This is a genomic window from Actinoplanes sichuanensis, from assembly GCF_033097365.1.
GTDB lineage: Bacteria > Actinomycetota > Actinomycetes > Mycobacteriales > Micromonosporaceae > Actinoplanes > Actinoplanes sichuanensis.
The window spans coordinates 2,526,953-2,544,809 of sequence record NZ_AP028461.1 but is presented as its reverse complement, the minus strand read 5'-3'; the positions used below and the strand labels follow the sequence as shown (position 1 = coordinate 2,544,809).

Genomic DNA, 17,857 nt, shown 5'->3' with positions numbered 1-17,857 from the left:
ATGGACGACGAATCCCGGCCGATGCGCATCGGGGTGCTCGGGGCGGCCCGCATCGTCAAGAACGCCCTGCTCGACCCGGCCCGCACGATCGACGGTGTCGAGGTCGAGGCGATCGCCGCCCGCGACCCCGACCGGGCCCGGCGATACGCGGACCGCCACGGCATCCGGTTCGTGCACCGGTCGTACCGGGAGCTGCTGGCCGACCCGGTCCTGGACGCCGTCTACATTCCACTACCCGCCGCCCGGCACGCCGAGTGGACCGTCGCGGCCATCGAAGCCGGCAAGCACGTGCTCTGCGAGAAGCCGTTCACCAGCAACACCGCGGCCGCCGAAGAGGTCGCCGAAGCCGCCGCCGCGTCGGACTGCGTGGTGATGGAGGCCTACCACTCCCACCACCATCCGCTGCAGGCCCGGCTGCGCGACATCCTCGCCTCCGGCGAACTCGGGCCGATCGTCACCGCCCGCGCCACGTTCTGCGTGCCGATCCCACCGGGCCGCGACATCCGCTGGAACCTCGCACTCGGCGGCGGCGGCCTGCTCGACGTCGGCTACTACCCGGTACGGCAGTTGCGTGCCCTGTTCGGTGACGCACCCGAGGTGACCGCCGCCCGTGCCTGGCAGCGCGGCGGCATCGACCGGCTGATCACCGCGACGCTGCGATTCGAATCCGGCGTGGAGGGCCGCGTCGTCTCCTCGATCTGGTCACGGCACCTGCTCGGCGCCGAACTGGAGGTGACCGGCACGGACGGCCGGATGCGGGTGTCCTGGCCGTACCATCCGCATCTGCGCGGCCGGATCCGCATCCGCGGCCGGCACGGCGACCGGAGCGAGACGACCGACAGACGGTCGACGTACGCCTACCAGCTGGAGGCGTTCCGCGACGCCCGAGACACCGGCACCGGCCCGGCGGAGGCGGTAACCCAGATGCGCACCCTGGACGCCATCTACCGAGCCGCGGGCATGTCCCCACGCCCGTGAAAATCGTACCCGAGCCGGGACTCGAACCCGGGACAGCCGGTGTGTAAAACCGGAGCTCTCGCCGCTGAGCTACTCAGGCGTAACTGCGTGTTCCGGCCTGGAATCGAACCAGGGACCTCCGTCTTGTCGAGGCGGTGCTCTACCAATTGAGCTACCGGAACGTGATGCTGGGGGTGCGGGATTCGAACCCACACAGCCGAGGTCAAAGCTCGGTGGCCTGCCATTAGCCGAACCCCCAAGAGCACTATTCAATTAAGACCGAACGTTTCTGTGAAAAGCATTCCGGCTGTTCTGCTCACCGTCGTTGAGGACACTCTGCCCGATCCGCGAGCGCCCCGCGAGCCATTTATCCGCGCCTTATCTCGCTCGACCGGGGTGGACAGGTCGTAGGCCGCCATCCACCGATCGGTTGGTGGCACGCACCGACCACCGTGGGATGAAGTGGCCGCGCAACCCGGCGACGATGATTCCCATGACGACGAACAGCGCCCGCCCCGCCCGAAACCTCCTCTCGTACCGGTCGAGCGGCTCCATCCTGAGCATCGGCTCGACGGACTCGGTGCTGTCCATCGGTTCCGTCGGCTCGGTCCTGTCCGTCGGCTCGTTCGGTTCGGTCCTGTCGGTCGGTTCGGTCGCCTCGTTCGGGTCGGTGCTGTCGGTCGGTTCGTTCGGCTCCCTGCTCGCGATCGGCGCGTTCGCCTCGAAGCTCACCGTCGGGTCGGTCGCGGTCGGTCTCGGGGTGGCGGCGGCCGTCGCCCTCGTGGTGTTCCTGGCCGGCCGGATCACCCGCGCCACCGGACCGGCGGAGTAGTCCACGCCGCCGTCTCGCCGGGTCTCCGCAGCATGCGGGGCCCGGCTATGTCGTTTAAGCAGATCGGGTCAGCCGGACAGACGAGTCCATGGGCCGCGCGGTCGGTGTGTTCCGGATCGACGCTGATTAGCGTCCGAACCAGACAGTGACGCCCGGTGAGGGCGCGATCCCGAGGGCGAGGGGCTCCGTGGACGAAACCATTCAGCAACCCCCGGATCCGGTTCTGGACCGGCTGGAGCGGGTGGAGGCGCAGCTCGCCGACTTCCATCAGCGGTCGGCTCACCGGGAGTCGGTGATCGACCGGTTGCACGCGGAGAACCAGGAGTTCCGCGAGGGGCTGCGGCGGGTCGTGCTGGAGCCGGTGGTGAGCGATCTGCTGCGGCTGCACGACTCGATGGTGCGTGAGGCGGTCCGCCTCGGTGGTGCCGAGCCGGTCGCCGCGAAGCTGCTGGACAGTTACGCCGACGAGGTCGGGCTGGCCGTCGAGCGTTGCGGCTACGAGCTGTTCTTCGCGATTCCGGGAGAGCCGTTCACGGCCGGTCGGCACACACCGGCCGGAACCGTGCCGACCGCCGAACCGGACTCGGACAACACCGTCGCCGAGGCACTGTCGGCCGGGCTGCTGGAGATCGAGACCGGCAAGGTCCGCCGCCCGGCACGGGCCCGATTCCACCGGTTCGACGCCGTCGACCCGGCCCCGGACAGCTCCGTATCAGACCCCGTCGGAAGTGAGTGACCCATGGCGACCTTCGGTATCGACCTCGGCACGACCTACTCCTGTGTCGCCTCGATCGACGACACCGGGCGGCCCGCGATCATCAAGAACGCGGTGGGTGAGGACACCACGCCCTCGGTCGTCTACTTCGAGTCCGACGACAACGTGGTGGTCGGCAAGGACGCGAAAGCCAACGCGAAACTCAACCCCGACCTGGTGGTGTCGCTGATCAAGCGGCAGATGGGCCAGACCTTCGAGATCACCGCGCACGGCCAGACCCACTCCCCCGAGTCGATCTCCGCACTGATCCTGCGGGAGCTCGCCCGGGCCGCTGCCGAGAACAGCGGCGAGCAGGTGAAGGACGTCGTCATCACGGTGCCGGCCTACTTCGGGGTCGCCGAGCGGGACGCGACCCGTAAAGCCGGCGCGATCGCGGGCCTGAACGTGCTGAGCATCGTCGACGAGCCGGTCGCGGCGGCGCTGCATTACGACGCGGTGTCCGGTGGTGGCACCCGCACGCTGTTCGTCTATGACCTGGGTGGTGGCACGTTCGACACCACGGTGATCAAGGTGTCGCCCGAGGAGATCCAGGTGATCTGCACCGACGGTGACCATCATCTGGGTGGCGCCGACTGGGACGACCGGCTCGCCGAGTATCTGCTGGAGGCGTTCCTGGCCGAGCACCCCGGTTCCGAGGCCGCCGACGACGAGGAGTTCCTGCAGGAGCTCGCGGTCGGTGCCGAGGACATCAAGAAGCAGCTGAGCAGCATGCAGACGCGCCGGTTCAACGCCCGGTTCGCCGGTGACGTGTCGAAGATCGAGGTGACCCGGGAGAGGTTCGAGGAGCTGACCTCGGAGCTGCTGAAGCGGACGTTCGTGATCACCGAGCGGACCCTGGCGACGGCCCGGGAGAAGGGTGTGACCTCGTTCGACGAGGTGCTGCTGGTCGGTGGGTCGAGCCGGATGCCGGCGGTCACCGCGGGGCTGGAGGCGTTGGGTCTCAAGCCGCGGATGCACGACCCGGACCTGGCCGTGGCCAAGGGCGCCGCCCAGTACGCGCTGATCGAGTCGATCAAAGTGCAGCTGCCGGCGGACGGTTCCCCGGCCCCGGACGCCGCCGTGCAGGACGTCGCGAACCAGCTCGGTGTGACGACCGAGAAGGTGCGGGCGCTGGCCGGCAAGAAGGTCGCCACGGTCGTACCCCGGGCGTTCGGGGTGAAGGTCGTCGACATCGACGACCGGGGCAACGAGGAGTTCCGGATCGTGCACGTGCTGCGCGCCAACACGCCGCTGCCGGCCCGTACCGATGCCATGCGGTTCGGCACCGCCTATGACCGGCAGGTGGCGATCTCGGTGGAGATCTGGGAGCAGTCGGGATCGGTGGAGTCCGACGTGGTGGCCGACAACCAGCACATCGGTGACGGCCAGATCAGTGGTCTGCCGCAGCTGTCGAAGGGCTCACCGATCGACATCAGTTTCGAGATGGAGACCGACGGCCTGTTGCGGGTCCACGCGGTGGAACTGACGACCGGCAAGGACCTGAAGATCGAGCTGGAGATCAAGGCCGGGCTGTCCGACGACCAGGTGGACGAGGCCCGGTCGGCCGTGGCCCGCTACAGCGTCTCGGCGTAAGCGCGGAGGTCCGATGTTCGACCAGGACAAGTACCGCCAGGAGGTGCTCGATCCGGCCCGGCGCAACGGCAACGTCGCACCGGCGGATCTGTTCACCAGGTACGCGATGAGCATCGACCAGATCCCGCGCGGCGACAGGTTCCCGGCACATCTGGCCGAGGTCCTCAAGTACTGGCAGTCGCTGACGCAGCGGCGGGCGTACCTCCGGCTCGCCGAGACGTTGATCTCGGCACACCGGCAGCTGGATCAGGCCGGCCGGCTCACCGCCGAGCACTTCGCGGCCGAGCGGGACCGGCACACCGCCGAGACCAGTCAGAAGATCAAAGAGGTGGTCGACGACATGGTCTCCGGTGGCCAGGTCGTCGCGGCCACCACGGTCGCCCGGGTGGCGGCCGGGCTCGGCGTCGGCGCTGAGGCGGACCTGCGGCGTGAGCTGACCAAACTCCGGGTCCGGATCCTCGACGAGCTGTGGCCGCTGCCCGAGACCGCCCCCGGCAAGGGCCGCGACGTGCTGCGCGACAAGCGGCTGCTCGGCCTGCGGCTGGCCGTCGACGTGCTGGCCACCGACCCCGGCAGCCCGGCCCGCCCGGTGACGCTGCGCAAGGGCCTGCGGCTGAACGGCCAGGCGGTGACCGCTCAGATGTTTCGTGAGGCGAGGGACCGGGCCGAGCGCCGGGCACAGGACGACCGCAAGACCGCCACCGAGAACCTGCTGGTCAACCTGGGTGACGCGGTCCAGCGGGGCAGTCTCGACCAGCTCGTGTTGTGGGAGCTGACCGAGGTGATGCGCGAGGCCGCGGAGATGCCGATGGCCACGGTACGGCGGGTGTCGCGCGAGGCGGTCCGGGTCGGCCTGGACTCCAACGAGGCCGAGGAGCTGGCACTGGCTCTGCTGATGGCCCGGGAGGGTACCGCGGCACCCCGGAATCCGACGGCCGAGGTGGAGGAGCTGTTCGCGGCCGGGTCGCTGCGGGCGGCCGAGCGGCTGATCGCCACGCTGCCCGCCGAGGAGGGCGTGGAGCTGCGGCAACGCATCCAGGAGGCGGTACGGAAGGTGGCCGGGCTGGTCACCCGGGCTCAGCAGGAGATCGCGGCGGGCCGTCCGGAACACGCGGCCGAGTTGCTCACCGAGGCGGTCCGGGAGGCCGCCGACGACACGGATCTGGCCGGGCGGCTGCGTATGCTGGCGCCGCCCGCGGTCCCGTCGGCCCGGGTCGGCGCGGCGTCGGGTGATCACGTGACGGCGAGCTGGACACCCAGCCCGGCACGCACCGGCGGCGTGGCCTACCAGGTGGTCCGCACCCGACAGCGGCCGGCCGGCTCGGCCACCGACGGCGAGGTCGTCGGCCGTACCGATGGAAACGAGATCGTCGATTCCCGGCCGCCGGCCGGCGACGACCTGTACTACACGGTGTTCGCCACCAGGTCGGACGGTGTCTGGTCGCCGGGCACCAGCGCCGGCCCGGTCACGCTGCTGCCCGAGGTCACCGACGTGTCGGTGACCGCCGACGAGACCTCGGTGCGGGTCGGCTGGCAGGCCCGGTCCGACGCGACCCGGGTGACCGTGGCCCGCGCCGACGGCAGCCTCGTGGCCTGTTCGCGCGGCGGTTTCACCGAGGAGGGTCTGCAACCGGGCCGGGAGTACCGGTATCTGATCCGGGCCGGATACGACGCCGGGAACGGTCGGGTCATCGAGTCGACCGGGGTGACCGCCACCGCCATGCCGCAGCAGGCGCCGCGGGCCGTACCGGATCTGGTCGTCGAACCGCTTCCCGGCCAGGATCCGGGCAGGCTGCGGCTGGCCTGGACCGCACCGGCCGCCGGCACGGTGCGGCTGCGGTCCGCGCCGCACCGGCCGCGCTGGCAACGCGGAGCCGAACTCACCGAGACCGAACTGGACGGGTACGGCTCCGAGCTGGTGGCCCGGGCCGAGCCGGCATCTGACGGCCGGTTCGCGCTGACCGTACCGATGGCGCAGGGCCGGATCTTCGTGACCGCGTTCAGTGTCGGCGCGGGCCGCGCGGTCTGCGGTCCGACCGTGTCGGTGACCAACACCGCGCCGGTCGCCCGGCTGCGGGCCCGTCGGATCGGCACCCAGGTCAGGCTGAGCTGGGAGTGGCCGCCGGGTATCGGACTGGTCCGGGTGCGGTGGTGGTCGGAGGGCGCCGAGGGGCACGTCGAGGAGACCGACTGCTGGCTGCGGTCGTACCGCGACGACGGTGGTCTGGAGATCCCGGCCGGGTCGGGTGCCGTGCACGTGTCGGTGGCCACGGTCAGCCGGGACACCGAGGGTGAGGCGGTCGGCAGCCCGGTGTCGGTACGGGTGGCCGGCACCGGGATGCGGGTGCGATACCGATTCGTGGAGAGCAACCGGCTGTTCCGCCGGCGCACCCGGATCGAGGTCAGTGCCGAGCAGGTGTGCCCGCTACCGGAGCTGATCGTGGTGCAGACCGCGGGCCGGATCGCGCCGCTGCGCCCGGACCAGGGAACGACCGTGGCGCGGGTGCCGGCTCAGCGGCTGGAGCCGGGCCGGCCGGTGTCGGTGGACGTCGAGGTACGCGATCCGCGCGGCCCGTACCGGCTGGGATGTTTCGTCGACGACCACGGGACCGGCGGGTCCGGCGTGGTGCTCATGGGAACGCCGGGAGGGCACTGACCGTGAACAAGCTGACCTGCCCGTACTGCTACGGGAAGTTCGCCGAGAAGGAGATCACGTTCCGCTGCGGCGGTCTGCGCCCGATCGAGGGCGACCCGTGCGCCCCCGAACGGGACCGGGTCCGCGAGCAGATCCTCGGCGACAACACCTACCAGCTGCCGGTGGTCGCGGGTAACGGCAAGCGGCTGTCGGCGCGGTGCGGCAAGTGCCACAACGAGACGACGATCCAGATCTGCCCGCACTGCCACAGCCAACTGCCGGTGCACTACAGCAAGATCGACAACCGCATGGTCGCGATGATCGGCGCCAAGTTCAGCGGCAAGTCCGTCTACATGACGGTGCTGCTGCACGAGCTCATCCACCGGGTCGGGCGGCGCTTCGACGCGGCGGTCACCGGCGCCGACGAGCGGACCCGCAAGGAGTTCAGCAGCGAGGAACGCACCCTCTACACCGAGGGCGTGCTCCCGGTCACCACCAGGACCGCGGCCGCCGACCGCGGCCGCGCGCCGTTCGTCTTCCGGGTGTCGCTCGGTGAACGCAAACGGTTCCGCAGCACGCTGCGGCACACCGTGCTCTCCTTCTTCGACACCGCCGGCGAGGACCTCGAATCCGACAAGGGCGTGGCCGAGAACGTGCGGTATCTGAGCTGCGCGGACGGCATCATCGTGCTGCTCGACCCGTTGACCGTACCCAACGTGATGGAGAAGTTCGGTCTTGATCCGAGCGTCCTGCCGTCGGCCGCGCAACGTGAGGCGGCCCGGTCGGACAGCCCGATCAACATCCTCACCCGGGTCACCGAGGTACTCCAGAAGCTGCCCGGCGCCGGACCCAACAAGATGATCGACATCCCGGTGGCGGTGGCGTTCTCCAAGGTGGACGCGCTCTGGGAGGGTCTGCCCGAGGACAGCCCGCTACGGCAGCCCGCGCCCGGCACCCCGTATTTCGACGAACGCGACGGCGAGGCCGTCCACGCGCACGTGCAGGCGCTGCTCTACGACTGGGAGGGCGGCCAGATCGACGCGCTGCTCACCAAGAACTACCGCACCTTCCGCTATTTCGGCCTCTCCGCACTGGGCGCCGTGCCGCCCGCGCTCGCACCGGGCCAGCAGCGGCAGAAGGTCGGCGGAACCATCCAGCCGCACCGCGTCGAGGACCCGTTCCTGTGGCTGCTGAGCCGGCTCAAGGTCGTCGCGACCGGAAAGGACTGAACATGGGTGCGCCGCAGATGTACTACACCTCCTGCGAGTCGGGCCTGGCCGGCTACCCCGGCTTCCAGTTCAACGCCGCCACCCCCGGCGTCGGCGACGACGTCCTGCGCCGCGTCGAGCAGGCCACGTCGTACGAGCCGCCGCGCTCGCTGGGCTACCAGCCGACCTCCGAGCAGATCGCCGGCTGTCCGGTGAACCTCTGCTACCTGCCCGGCACCGACGACCAACCGGCCGTCCTGGCCCGTACCGTCTTCGTCGGCAACGACTACTCGCAGCGGTTCGGCAACTACTTCGTGCACGCGCTCAGCCTGCCCCCGGGCCGGGAGGAACTGGACGGCGCACTGCCGATCGACTTCTGGTCGGCCGGTTTCTGGTCGGCCACCCAGTCCCCCGGCACCGAACTGCCCGAGCTGCGCCCCACCCCGGCGGCGGTCTTCGGCCGGGCCTCGGCCGAGGCGTTCCTGCAGGACGCGGGTCGGCTCGGCTGGGTGCCGCGGCTGCTCACCGCGGTCGAGCGGGCCATCGTCGCCGACGAACGGTCGGTGATCGTGCTGGAGTCCGACAGCGAGAAGGTGGCCCGCTGGATCTCCGCCGTCTGCCACCTGCTGCCGCCGCCGATGGCCCGCCGGTTGTCCTTCGCCACCTACAGCTACCGGCCCGGACGCGGCACCGAAAACCTGGTCGGGACGGTCCCGGAAACCGACTTCACCGCCGACGAATCAGCGCTGCGCAGCTACTTCCTGCTCGACGCGGTCGGCGGACAGATCTCCGACGGCGCGGTGCACCCGCTGGCCGAGATGCTGGCGGCGCTCGGCCCGGAGGACGCCCAGACCGTCTGGTCGCTGGCCGAGCCGCTGGCCACCGGCCGGGAGCCGGACTTCGCCGCCTGGTATCCGATCGCGGTGGCCGGGGCCCTGCGCGCCGACCTGCCGCTCGAACCGGACGCGCTGGCCACCATGCTGCGCTGGCTGCCGTCGGCCGCCGAACGGCTGCGGCCACGCCTGGTCGCCGACCTCGTCGAGCGCTGCCTCGACCACGACACGCTGACCCTCCCACACTGCCTGTCGCTGATCGGGGTCGCCACCGGGACCGGTGACGAGAACCTGCTCGCCGACACCGAGGTACGCGCGTTCGACCTGCTCCTGGACGAGCCGTCGGTGGTCCCGGCACGGGTGCCTCGGCCGGCCACCGACCGGGGCATCGCCTACGGCGTCGAACAGATCACCGCCGCGCTGAGCCGCGCCGCTGATCGCCCCCACGACACGCTCGCCCTGATCGCCGTGGCCCTGGACGCCCGGCTGCCGCTACGACCGGCCGGGCTGGCCGGATACGGGCGGGACCTGGTGGCACCGATCCTGCTCGACGACCCCGACCAGCCGATCCCCGACCTGCTGGCGAAGGCCCCGGACGTACGCCGTGGTGTGCTCGACGGCCTGTCGGCGGCCCTGTCCGGCCGGGAGACCGCGGTGCTGGCGGTGGCGTCCCGGCTCAGCGACGTGGTGGGCGACGACGAACTCGCGGCCTACCCGGACCTGAGCCGGATGGTCCTGCTGGCCCGGGCCGCCCGCCGCCCGCAGGACCGCCTCGACACGCTGATCCGCCTCACCGGCAAGGGCGTCCCGGAACGATCGGTGATCACCGGGCTCTGGCCGCGGGAGTGGACCCTCGACGAGGCCGCCGAGATCGTCCGCGGTGCGCCGCAACACTACTGGGAGTCCGACCACCTGCTCGACCGGCTCGACCAGGTGCTGGCCCGCGACGACGAGCCCCGCGAAGCGTGGGGACCGTACTTCGTGGTCACCCAGTTCGTCGAGGACCGCAAGCTCGGGCCACGGCTGTCCCCCGCTTCCGAGGACCGCGCCCGCGGCATGGTCTGGTCGCGCCAGCAGATCCGCTCGGCGGACCGGGTCCGTGGCCGGCAACTCGACGAACGTGTCCACAAGCTGCTCGGCATGGTGGGTCACGGCGAGCGGCCGGTCGCCCGATGGCTCACCGGCCAGATCCACGTGCTGTTGCTCCGGCTCGACCCGGAACACCTGGTCGCCCTGCTACCGACGGTCGACCCGACGATCCGGCGGCACTATCGCGAACATCTCGCCGCCACCCTGGGCAAACGGCCCGACGACGAAGTCATGGCCATCGCCGCCCGGACGTTCGAGACGCGTACCCGCCTGGCCCGCAAGGACCGGGCGATCGCCGACGAGCTCGACCGGGCCTTCGCCGGCACCGTCGCCCGGTGGAAGACCCGGGACCTCGATCACCTGGAGAAGATGCTGGCCGGCTCCAGTGCCAAGAACGTGCCGGCCGCCTTCACGAAGTGGCGCGAGGCCGAGGTGCCCCGCGGTATCGGCCGGTTCCTGCCCCGCCGACGGCTCTGACCGCACCGACCACGGAGAGCGAGCATCCGATGTTCTACCTCATCTATCTCATGTTCCTCCTCTGGTGGTACCTGCTGATCGGCAGCATCTTCCTGACCCTGGCCATCCCGGCCGTGCTCGGCTCCAGCGGCTACTTCCTGGTCCTCTACCTGGGCGCCTACCTGCGGGCCAGCGGACAGGCACTCGGCTTGCGCACGCCGGGCCAGGCCGTACCGATCGCGCAACCCGGCCTGGACCCGCCCGCCTACCTGCACTACCTCTCCGGCCCGGCCGGCCGTGACCTGCAGCAGGTGGCCCGCCTCTCCTGGCAGGGCATGAAACTGGAGGGACGCAAAGCCAACGACAAGGTCAAAGGCCGCTGGTTCGGGTACGGCACCGGCAAGTACCGCAAGGCCGTCGGGTTCTTCCTGAGCGCCGGCCTCTGGCTCGGCTCGGCCCTGACGGCGTTCGTGCTGGGCATCGCCGTAGTCGGCGCGGTCATCCTCTGGGGCACCCTGTTCGTGCTGGCCAAGGCCCTGCTCTATACGCTGCGCGGCATCGACGCGGGCCTGTCGGCGATCCGCCGCATCCGGCTGAGCTGCCCGGTCTGCCACCAGCCGATGGCGTACCCGGCCTACGAGTGCCCCACCTGCGCGGTCAAACACCACAACGTCCGCCCCGGCCGGTACGGCGTGCTCCGGCGCATCTGCCGGTGCGGCACGAAGATGCCCACCCTGCTGCTGCTCGGCAGCCACCGCATGAGCGCGTTCTGCCCGCACCCCAACTGCGGCACGCCCCTGGCCGAGGGCGCCGGCACCGCCCGCGAGGTGGTCGTGCCCATGCTCGGCGCCACCACCAGCGGCAAGACCCGGATGATGCTCGCCCTCTCGGCCGCCCTCGTCGACGGCGACCCGCTACCGGGCCTGTCCGCGTCACCGGCCGACGACGCCACCAAGAAGAAGATCGACCAGTTGCAGCAGGCGCTACGCAGCAAGGGCGGCACCGACAAGACCCTGGCCGGCGACGCCATGCGCGCCTACTCGTTCAACCTCGACGGCCGCGGCGGGGTCAAGCGGCTCATGCACATCTTCGACCCGCCCGGCGAACGCCTCAACGAATCGGCCCGCCTGCACGAACTGCGGTTCATGCGGATGGCACACAGCTTCGTCTTCATCGTCGACCCGCTGGCCATCCCGGACGTGTGGAACTCCCTGGACAGCACCGCCCAGCAGGCCAACCAGCAGTACCGGTCGGCCCAGCCACCCGACTTCATCTTCTCCCAGGTCCTGCAGAACCTGGAAGGCATGGGTGTGCAGCCGGGTAAGAAGGCGATCGCCGTCGCCGTCACCAAGAGCGACCTCACCGACGGCATTCCGATCTGCGCCGAACTCGGCGACGGCGGCAACGACGTCGTCCGCGACTGGCTCAACGACCGGGCCGGCATGGACAACATGGTCCGCGCCATCACCAAGGCCTTCGGCGACGTCCGCTACTTCCACACCACCGCCCGCTTCACCGACGGCGACGTCGACGACAACGTCCGTGCCCTGCTCCTGTGGACCCTCGGCCGATACGGAGTGAACTGATGAGCAGCCAGACCGGCCCGTACGACAGGTGGCGGCGGATCGTCTACTACGGCGCGGCCGGCGCGATCGGTTTCATGACCTTCCTCGTCCTGCTCACCCTGCTCGGTTGCCTGCTCGGGTTCTTCGGCATCGGCATGCAGGTGCAGACCGGCCCCGGCACCGGAACGGGCTACGGCCCGTGACCGCGCTGACCGAGGTGCCCCGGCACCCGATGACCGGCGACACGGCCGAGGTCCGCGTCGCCGCCACGTCCGGCAAGGCCCAGCCGATCGCTCTTCTACTCGACCGCCGGGGCCGGGTGACCTCGGAGTACGACCTGGTCTTCGCCGGCATGCCGGCCCATCCGACGGGCGCGGCGCAGTACGCCGGCGACACGCTGCGGCTGACGCCGTCAGCCGCGGGCGAGGACATCAGACGGATCACGGTCGGCCTGCTGCGCGGTCCGGAGGCCACCACCGAAGCCGAGATCCACATCTTCGGTACGCCGTTCCGGCACCGCGCCGGCGCCGCCGAACCCGTGGTGCTGCTGGCCGAGTTCGTCCGCGAGCCGGACGGCGGCTGGAGTTACCAGCGGGCCGGATACGGGCTGGGCTCGGCGGCCCTGCTCGTGTCCCGCTTCCGCGCCGAGCCGGACGGCACCCTGCAACGGCGGCTCACCACCCACCTGGCCGCCCTGTATCCGGCCGCGGCCGCTCCGATCGCCGCGCCACCGTCCGGCCTGATCGTCGGCAGCGTCTCCCTGGACCAGGGCGAACACGCGTCGGTCGCCCGCAGCGCGTCGTTGCGGGCGGCACTCGACTGGAGCATGCGGGCCAAGGATCTGGACCTCTACGCGTTGTACGTGGACGTTTCCGGCCGCTCCGGTGTCTGCTACTACCGCGATCAGGGTTCGCTGAGCGGCCCGCCGTACATCTGTCTCACCTCGGGTGACTCCCGCGGCCGCGAAACCCTGCAGGTGAGCCGCACCGACCAGTTCCGGTACGTGCTGATCTGCGCGTACTCGGCGGTCGAGAACGGGTTCGGCTCGTTCGCCGCCTTCCACGCCTTCGCCGAGATCGACAACGGCGACGGGTCAGTGGTGCAGACGCCGCTGCGGCACCGCAACCGGTACTCGTACTGGGTCGCGATCGCGCTGCTCGACCTGACCGCCCCGGACCGGATCTCGGTACGCCACGTCGAGCGCTACTCCAAGCCGCGCAGCGAGGCCCGGCCCGCCCTGTACCCGGACGGCACGTTCCAGATGGACGCCGGGCCGGTCGAGTTCAAGACCCGGTGAGGCGGACCATGGACGACGTACTCCTGCTCGGATACGCGGGCGTGGCACTGGCCGCGTCCGGTCACGGCGACGTGGACGCGGCGATCGACACGGTGCTGGCGCTGCCGGACGGCGCACCGGGACGTGCCCATCTGGCCGCGGCGCTGATCGCGGCGATCGTCCGCGACGGCAAAGTCGAACCGACCCGGATGAGAAGTCTGAACGGACTGGTCGCAGCGGCCGACGCCGACCCGCCGCAGTCACCGACGTGGCCGGCTCTGCGGGCCGGGGTCACGGCGATGTGCATCACGTTCGCCGCCGCGTATGGCGAGGTGCATGATCCCCGCACCGCGCTCATCGAGGTCGAGAAGCTCGCCGCCGAGGCCGGCCCCGGTTCGCCGGCCGCGATGCTGCTGGACTCAGCGCGGCACGGTCTCGGTTTTCTGACAGCGCTCCGGGAGGGCGATGAGTCCTCGATCCAGCAACTACCCGAGCGGGTCGCCCGGCTCCGGGAACAGGCCGCGACCAGCATGCCGCAGGCGCTGCCGACGGCGGACGTCCTCGTCGCGCTGAGCGATCTGGCAGTCGCCAATCGAACCGGCGCCGACCTCCTGGAACCGATGCGACGCCTCCGGGTGGCGACCGATGCCCTGGCCGCCGACGATCCTTTACGCGCCATGGGGAAGGACACGTTGAACTCGATCGGCCCGCTCATCGGTCTCGCCCCGGAGGACCTGGACGATCCGCGCGGAACAGACGGGTTCGACGAGGTGTACGGCCTGGCGATTCGCCTCAACCACGAGGCGATGAAACTACTCGACGGCGGGGAGGAGACCGATCCGGCCAAGATCGAGCAGGCCATCGGCAAGATGCGTGAGGCGGTCGCCTCCCTCGGCCCGGATGACCCGCAGCGCCCCTTCCACCTTTCCGGGCTGGCCCTGACCATCCTGCGGCGCTCCGAGGTGACGAACTCGATCGCCGGACTGCCGGAGGCGCGGGACCTGCTGCTCGAGGCACGTGAGTCGGCCGGGGGCGCCCACCACGCGCAGTGGGCATGGATCAACCAGATCTACTCCGCCGTCGAGCAGCGGCTCACCGGCACGGGCACCGCGCACCAGGACGCCGTGATGGACGCGCTGCGCGGGCACATCTACCAGGTGATGGTCCAGATCGACCTGGCCGGCGCGACCGTGGCCGCTCGCGAAGCCTCCCGGGAGGCCGCCGACGCCGCCCGGTGGGCCCTGCAGGCCGGCGACCCGGCCGGTGCGATCGCCGCCCTCGACATGGGACGCGGGCTGGCTCTCTTCGCCGCCACCGAGGTCGGCACGATCGGGCGACGGCTACGCGAGGCCGGGCACCCCGAGCTCGCCGGGCGCTGGGATGCCGCGGTCGCCTCCGGCGAGCCCGACCGACTACCCACGGCGTTACGACGGGAAGCACTCGCCGCGCTCACCCACAACGGCGAGACCGCGCTTCTCGACCCACCCGAGTTGGGCGAGATCCAGAACGCGCTACAGGCACTCGACGCCGACGCTCTCGTCTATCTCGTTCCGGGTCCGGACGACATGCCCGCGATCCCGGGGTACGCCGTGGTCGCCCCCGCCTCCGGGCCGCCGAGCTACCTGCACCTCACCGGCCTGCGGACCGCCGATCACGACGTCGAGCGGTACCTCGCGGCGTCCGCCCGGCGTGACCTGGACGTGATCGACGACGAGCCCGCGCCGGACGCCGCGTTCACCGGCAGCCTCGACAGACTCTGCGACTGGGCGTGGCGGGCCGCGATCGGGCCGCTCGTCGAGAAGTACCTGCCCCGGCTCGGCACTCCAGCCGACCGGCCGCCGCGGATGGTGCTCGTGCCGATGGGCAACCTCGGTCTCATCCCGTGGCAGGCGGCCCGGCGCGGCGACGGCCGGTACGCGGTCGAGCTGGTCGCCATCTCGTATACGGCGTCGGCCCGCATGCTGTGCCACGCGGCCGGGCAGAACGCGGTACCGCCGGCCCCGACCGGTCTGATCGTCGGCGATCCGGGCACCGGCGGCCGGACCCGCTCGCTGCCGGCCGCGCGCGCCGAGGCGTACGCGATCCGCCGCTCCTTCTACCCGGGCGCCCGTTACGTCGGCCGGCGAGCCGACGGCAGCCCCAGCGCGACCGGCCCCGGCAGCACGGCCGAGGTCACCGCCTGGCTCAGCGACACCGGCCCGGGCGCCGGGGCGATGCTGCATCTGGCCTGCCACGGCTTCATGGCGACCGAGGGGGTGCCCACCGCGTACGTCCTGCTGGCCGACGGGGATCGACTCACCGCCGAATCGCTGGGACCACTGATGGCCCGCACTCCGCAGCGACAGATCGGGCTGGTCGTGCTGGCGGCCTGCCACACCGGACAGGCGATCAACGGGTACGACGAGGCGTACAGCCTGGGGACCGCCTTCCTCGCCGCCGGGGTCCGATCGGTGCTCTCCACCCAGTGGAGCGTGCCCGACAGTGACACGTCGGTGCTGATGTACATGTTCCACCACTTCCGGATGGACCGGCGACGGCCGGTCTGGGCGGCGCTGCGGGACGCCCAGTTGTGGATGCTCGACCCGCACCGGCAGGTGCCCGACCGCATGCCCGCCGAACTCCGCCACCAGCTGCGCACGGCCGACCCGGCCGCGGTCGTGTCGTGGGCCGGGTTCCTGCACTGGGGCCGATAGAGGGGATCTCCGTTGATCGACGACGCCGACCCGCTGCGCCGGAGGCTGGCCGGTCTGGCCGGGCCCGCGCGCACACAGACCCTGTGCGAACTGGGGCAGTTGCTGGCCGACCGCTACTGGCGGACCGGCCCCGGCAACCCGAAGGGGCTGCCCGACCTCGAAGAGTCCATCGGGCACCTCGACGAGGCCTACGGCTACTTCCAGCCGGGCGACGGGCTGCGCGGAGCCGTGGCGGCCCAGCTCGGATCCCTGCTGACCGCCCGGTTCTCCGGGCACGGCGGCGCGGAACGTGACCGGGAGTCGGCCATCGCCTTGCTGTCGGAGGGGCTGGACTCGCCCCGGCTGTCGCCGCCGATGATCGCCGGAGCCCACGGCATGATCGGCCAACTGCTTCTCAGCCGATGCGGCGCCGGTGCCGGCATCTCGCCGGCCTTCGGGCGGGGCAGCCCGGCACAGGTGGACTCGGCTCGGCAGGCGGTCGAGCATTTCCAGACGGCACTGGCCGGACCGCAGCTCACCCCGGAGATGACCGAGCTGTTCACGGCCATGCTGGCGATGGCCGAAGGCACCGCGAAGACGCTCAGCGGGCAGGGCGGCTTCGCCATGAGCGGGATGATCCAGGCCATGCAGACCCTGCGGCGGCTGCAGAAGCAAGGGCTGGGGCCAGGTCTGGGCGCGATCTTCACGATGAACCAGCCGATGTCCGAGACGGATCCGCTGGACCGTGCCGTGCCGGTGTTCGACGGTCCGATACCGGCACCCCGCGCCCCCGGGCCGGCCCCTCAGGGCCCCCCGCACACCTCTCGGAGCGCCGCATCCGTTCCTCCGGCACCTGACGCCGACCTCGCTCGGCACGCCTTCCGGGAGCGTCTCGGGACCGGTGACCCGTACACGCTGCTCACCGAACTGCTGGTGAAGGCCGCCGACGTGGACGTCGCCGATGACCTCGTGGCGCTCGCGACCACCGTGGTCCACACCGGGCCACCCACACCGGCCGACCACCTGTTCCTCGCCGCGGCACTGATCCAGCGGGGCCGCGCCACCGGCGGACCCGAGGCGCTGGATGACCATGCCGACGCCCTGACCAGCCTGCGCGCGGCCACCGCCGGGCCGGGTGAGCTGCCGGACGCGGCACTGCCCCTGGTGCTGCGGGTCGGTGCGGCGCTCGGTGACTCGATCGACGCACCGGTCTTCGCCCGGCTCACCGCGGCCTTACGCGCGGTCGGCGCCGACGCGCTCGCCTGCCCGCAGCCGGACACGGTGCTGCTGCTGCACGCCTCCTCGGGCCGGGTCGCCGCGGGAACCGAACGCAACCTCCCCCGCCGGACCCTGATCGCCGCGGACCGGCCACCGGCCAGCGGGATCTCGATCGTCTCGACCCTCGCGGGGCCCTCCCAGCTGCTCACCCTCGCCGGCCGCAAGCGCCCCCCGGTGGACCGCAATCCGGCGTTCGTGGGCACCGGACCGGAGATCGCCCTGTTCCGCTCGTGCTACTCCCGCAGCGAACCGACCGATCCCACGCTGCTGCACTTCGCCGACGTGCCGGCCGTCGTGGCCACGCCGGGTCTGGTGATCCTGCCGCCGAAAGCGGAGTTCCCGACGCTCGCCGACGCGTTCATCGACGCCGGCTGCACCGGCGTGATCGGCTGGTTGCGTCCGGTGCCGGCGAGACTGGCCACGGTGACCTACCTGGCCCTGCACCACCGGATGGGCCGCGAACGGATGGAGCCTGCCGTGGCCGTGCAGTCGGTGCGGCGCTGGCTGCGCACGGCCCAGCGGACCCCGCTGCCCGGCCTGCCGGACGACCATCTCGCCGACCTGGCCGCCGCCGAGCCGTCGCTGCGGGACATCGCGGCGGCCCTGGTGCACCGGGGAATCTGAATCGGCCGGCACCCATCGGGGCGAGCAGGTCGCACACCGGCCGGCGGGTCCCTCCGGTTCACTTCCGGCACTCGTCCCCCGTACC

Annotated in this window: 12 protein-coding genes and 3 tRNA genes; 12 read left to right on the top strand and 3 right to left on the bottom strand. The window is 71.3% G+C overall.

Annotated elements, in window-relative coordinates:
• Nucleotides 1–978: a Gfo/Idh/MocA family protein gene (locus Q0Z83_RS11265; RefSeq protein ID WP_317793803.1), complete on the top strand. Its 978-nt coding sequence runs from the start codon at nucleotides 1–3 to the stop codon at nucleotides 976–978.
• A gap of 6 nt (nucleotides 979–984) precedes the next feature.
• On the opposite strand, the gene Q0Z83_RS11260 is transcribed toward Q0Z83_RS11265, so the two are convergent.
• The 3 genes from Q0Z83_RS11260 to Q0Z83_RS11250 form a co-directional block, all read right to left on the bottom strand.
• A tRNA-Val gene (locus tag Q0Z83_RS11260) sits at nucleotides 985–1,057 on the bottom strand.
• Nucleotides 1,058–1,066: 9 nt separating this feature from the next.
• Nucleotides 1,067–1,139, bottom strand: a tRNA-Val gene (locus Q0Z83_RS11255).
• Between the two features lie 6 nt (nucleotides 1,140–1,145).
• Nucleotides 1,146–1,216, bottom strand: a tRNA-Gln gene (locus tag Q0Z83_RS11250).
• A gap of 234 nt (nucleotides 1,217–1,450) precedes the next feature.
• Between Q0Z83_RS11250 and Q0Z83_RS11245 the strand changes: the two genes are divergently transcribed.
• The 11 genes from Q0Z83_RS11245 to Q0Z83_RS11195 all read left to right on the top strand — a co-directional run bounded on the left by Q0Z83_RS11245 (nucleotide 1,451) and on the right by Q0Z83_RS11195 (nucleotide 17,772).
• Nucleotides 1,451–1,789 (top strand): hypothetical protein, encoded by a 339-nt coding sequence (locus Q0Z83_RS11245; protein WP_317793802.1) that lies wholly within the window; start codon nucleotides 1,451–1,453, stop codon nucleotides 1,787–1,789.
• A 187-nt stretch (nucleotides 1,790–1,976) separates the two neighbouring features.
• Nucleotides 1,977–2,525 (top strand): molecular chaperone GrpE, encoded by a 549-nt coding sequence (locus tag Q0Z83_RS11240; protein WP_317793801.1) that lies wholly within the window; start codon nucleotides 1,977–1,979, stop codon nucleotides 2,523–2,525.
• Between the two features lie 3 nt (nucleotides 2,526–2,528).
• Complete coding sequence (locus Q0Z83_RS11235) at nucleotides 2,529–4,136, top strand: Hsp70 family protein (RefSeq protein WP_317793800.1); 1,608 nt, start codon at nucleotides 2,529–2,531, stop codon at nucleotides 4,134–4,136.
• Nucleotides 4,137–4,149: 13 nt separating this feature from the next.
• Nucleotides 4,150–6,792 carry a fibronectin type III domain-containing protein gene (locus Q0Z83_RS11230; RefSeq protein WP_317793799.1) on the top strand — a complete coding sequence of 881 codons (2,643 nt, stop codon included), beginning with the start codon at nucleotides 4,150–4,152 and terminating at the stop codon, nucleotides 6,790–6,792.
• A 2-nt stretch (nucleotides 6,793–6,794) separates the two neighbouring features.
• The gene (locus tag Q0Z83_RS11225; RefSeq protein ID WP_317793798.1) at nucleotides 6,795–8,000 is read left to right on the top strand and encodes a hypothetical protein; all 1,206 of its coding nucleotides are present in this window, start codon (nucleotides 6,795–6,797) and stop codon (nucleotides 7,998–8,000) included.
• Nucleotides 8,001–8,002: 2 nt separating this feature from the next.
• Nucleotides 8,003–10,378, top strand: a complete 2,376-nt coding sequence (locus Q0Z83_RS11220; RefSeq protein ID WP_317793797.1) for a GTPase-associated protein 1-related protein — start codon at nucleotides 8,003–8,005, stop codon at nucleotides 10,376–10,378.
• A gap of 29 nt (nucleotides 10,379–10,407) precedes the next feature.
• Nucleotides 10,408–11,943: a TRAFAC clade GTPase domain-containing protein gene (locus Q0Z83_RS11215; protein ID WP_317793796.1), complete on the top strand. Its 1,536-nt coding sequence runs from the start codon at nucleotides 10,408–10,410 to the stop codon at nucleotides 11,941–11,943.
• Nucleotides 11,943–12,125 carry a hypothetical protein gene (locus Q0Z83_RS11210; RefSeq protein WP_317793795.1) on the top strand — a complete coding sequence of 61 codons (183 nt, stop codon included), beginning with the start codon at nucleotides 11,943–11,945 and terminating at the stop codon, nucleotides 12,123–12,125. Before Q0Z83_RS11215 ends, Q0Z83_RS11210 begins: the two co-directional genes overlap by 1 nt.
• Nucleotides 12,122–13,219, top strand: a complete 1,098-nt coding sequence (locus Q0Z83_RS11205; RefSeq protein ID WP_317793794.1) for a TerD family protein — start codon at nucleotides 12,122–12,124, stop codon at nucleotides 13,217–13,219. Before Q0Z83_RS11210 ends, Q0Z83_RS11205 begins: the two co-directional genes overlap by 4 nt.
• 8 nt (nucleotides 13,220–13,227) lie before the next feature.
• Nucleotides 13,228–15,891 carry a CHAT domain-containing protein gene (locus tag Q0Z83_RS11200; RefSeq protein ID WP_317793793.1) on the top strand — a complete coding sequence of 888 codons (2,664 nt, stop codon included), beginning with the start codon at nucleotides 13,228–13,230 and terminating at the stop codon, nucleotides 15,889–15,891.
• 12 nt (nucleotides 15,892–15,903) lie between these two features.
• Entirely contained in the window at nucleotides 15,904–17,772 is a 1,869-nt protein-coding gene (locus tag Q0Z83_RS11195; protein WP_317793792.1) for a hypothetical protein, read from the top strand.
• Nucleotides 17,773–17,857: the final 85 nt, after the last annotated feature.

Coding starts and splice junctions, on each gene's coding strand:
- Q0Z83_RS11265 (WP_317793803.1), top strand. CDS start 1: ATGGACGACGAATCCCGGCCGATGCGCATCGGGGTGCTCGGGGCGGCC.
- Q0Z83_RS11245 (WP_317793802.1), top strand. CDS start 1,451: ATGACGACGAACAGCGCCCGCCCCGCCCGAAACCTCCTCTCGTACCGG.
- Q0Z83_RS11235 (WP_317793800.1), top strand. CDS start 2,529: ATGGCGACCTTCGGTATCGACCTCGGCACGACCTACTCCTGTGTCGCC.
- Q0Z83_RS11230 (WP_317793799.1), top strand. CDS start 4,150: ATGTTCGACCAGGACAAGTACCGCCAGGAGGTGCTCGATCCGGCCCGG.
- Q0Z83_RS11220 (WP_317793797.1), top strand. CDS start 8,003: ATGGGTGCGCCGCAGATGTACTACACCTCCTGCGAGTCGGGCCTGGCC.
- Q0Z83_RS11215 (WP_317793796.1), top strand. CDS start 10,408: ATGTTCTACCTCATCTATCTCATGTTCCTCCTCTGGTGGTACCTGCTG.
- Q0Z83_RS11210 (WP_317793795.1), top strand. CDS start 11,943: ATGAGCAGCCAGACCGGCCCGTACGACAGGTGGCGGCGGATCGTCTAC.
- Q0Z83_RS11200 (WP_317793793.1), top strand. CDS start 13,228: ATGGACGACGTACTCCTGCTCGGATACGCGGGCGTGGCACTGGCCGCG.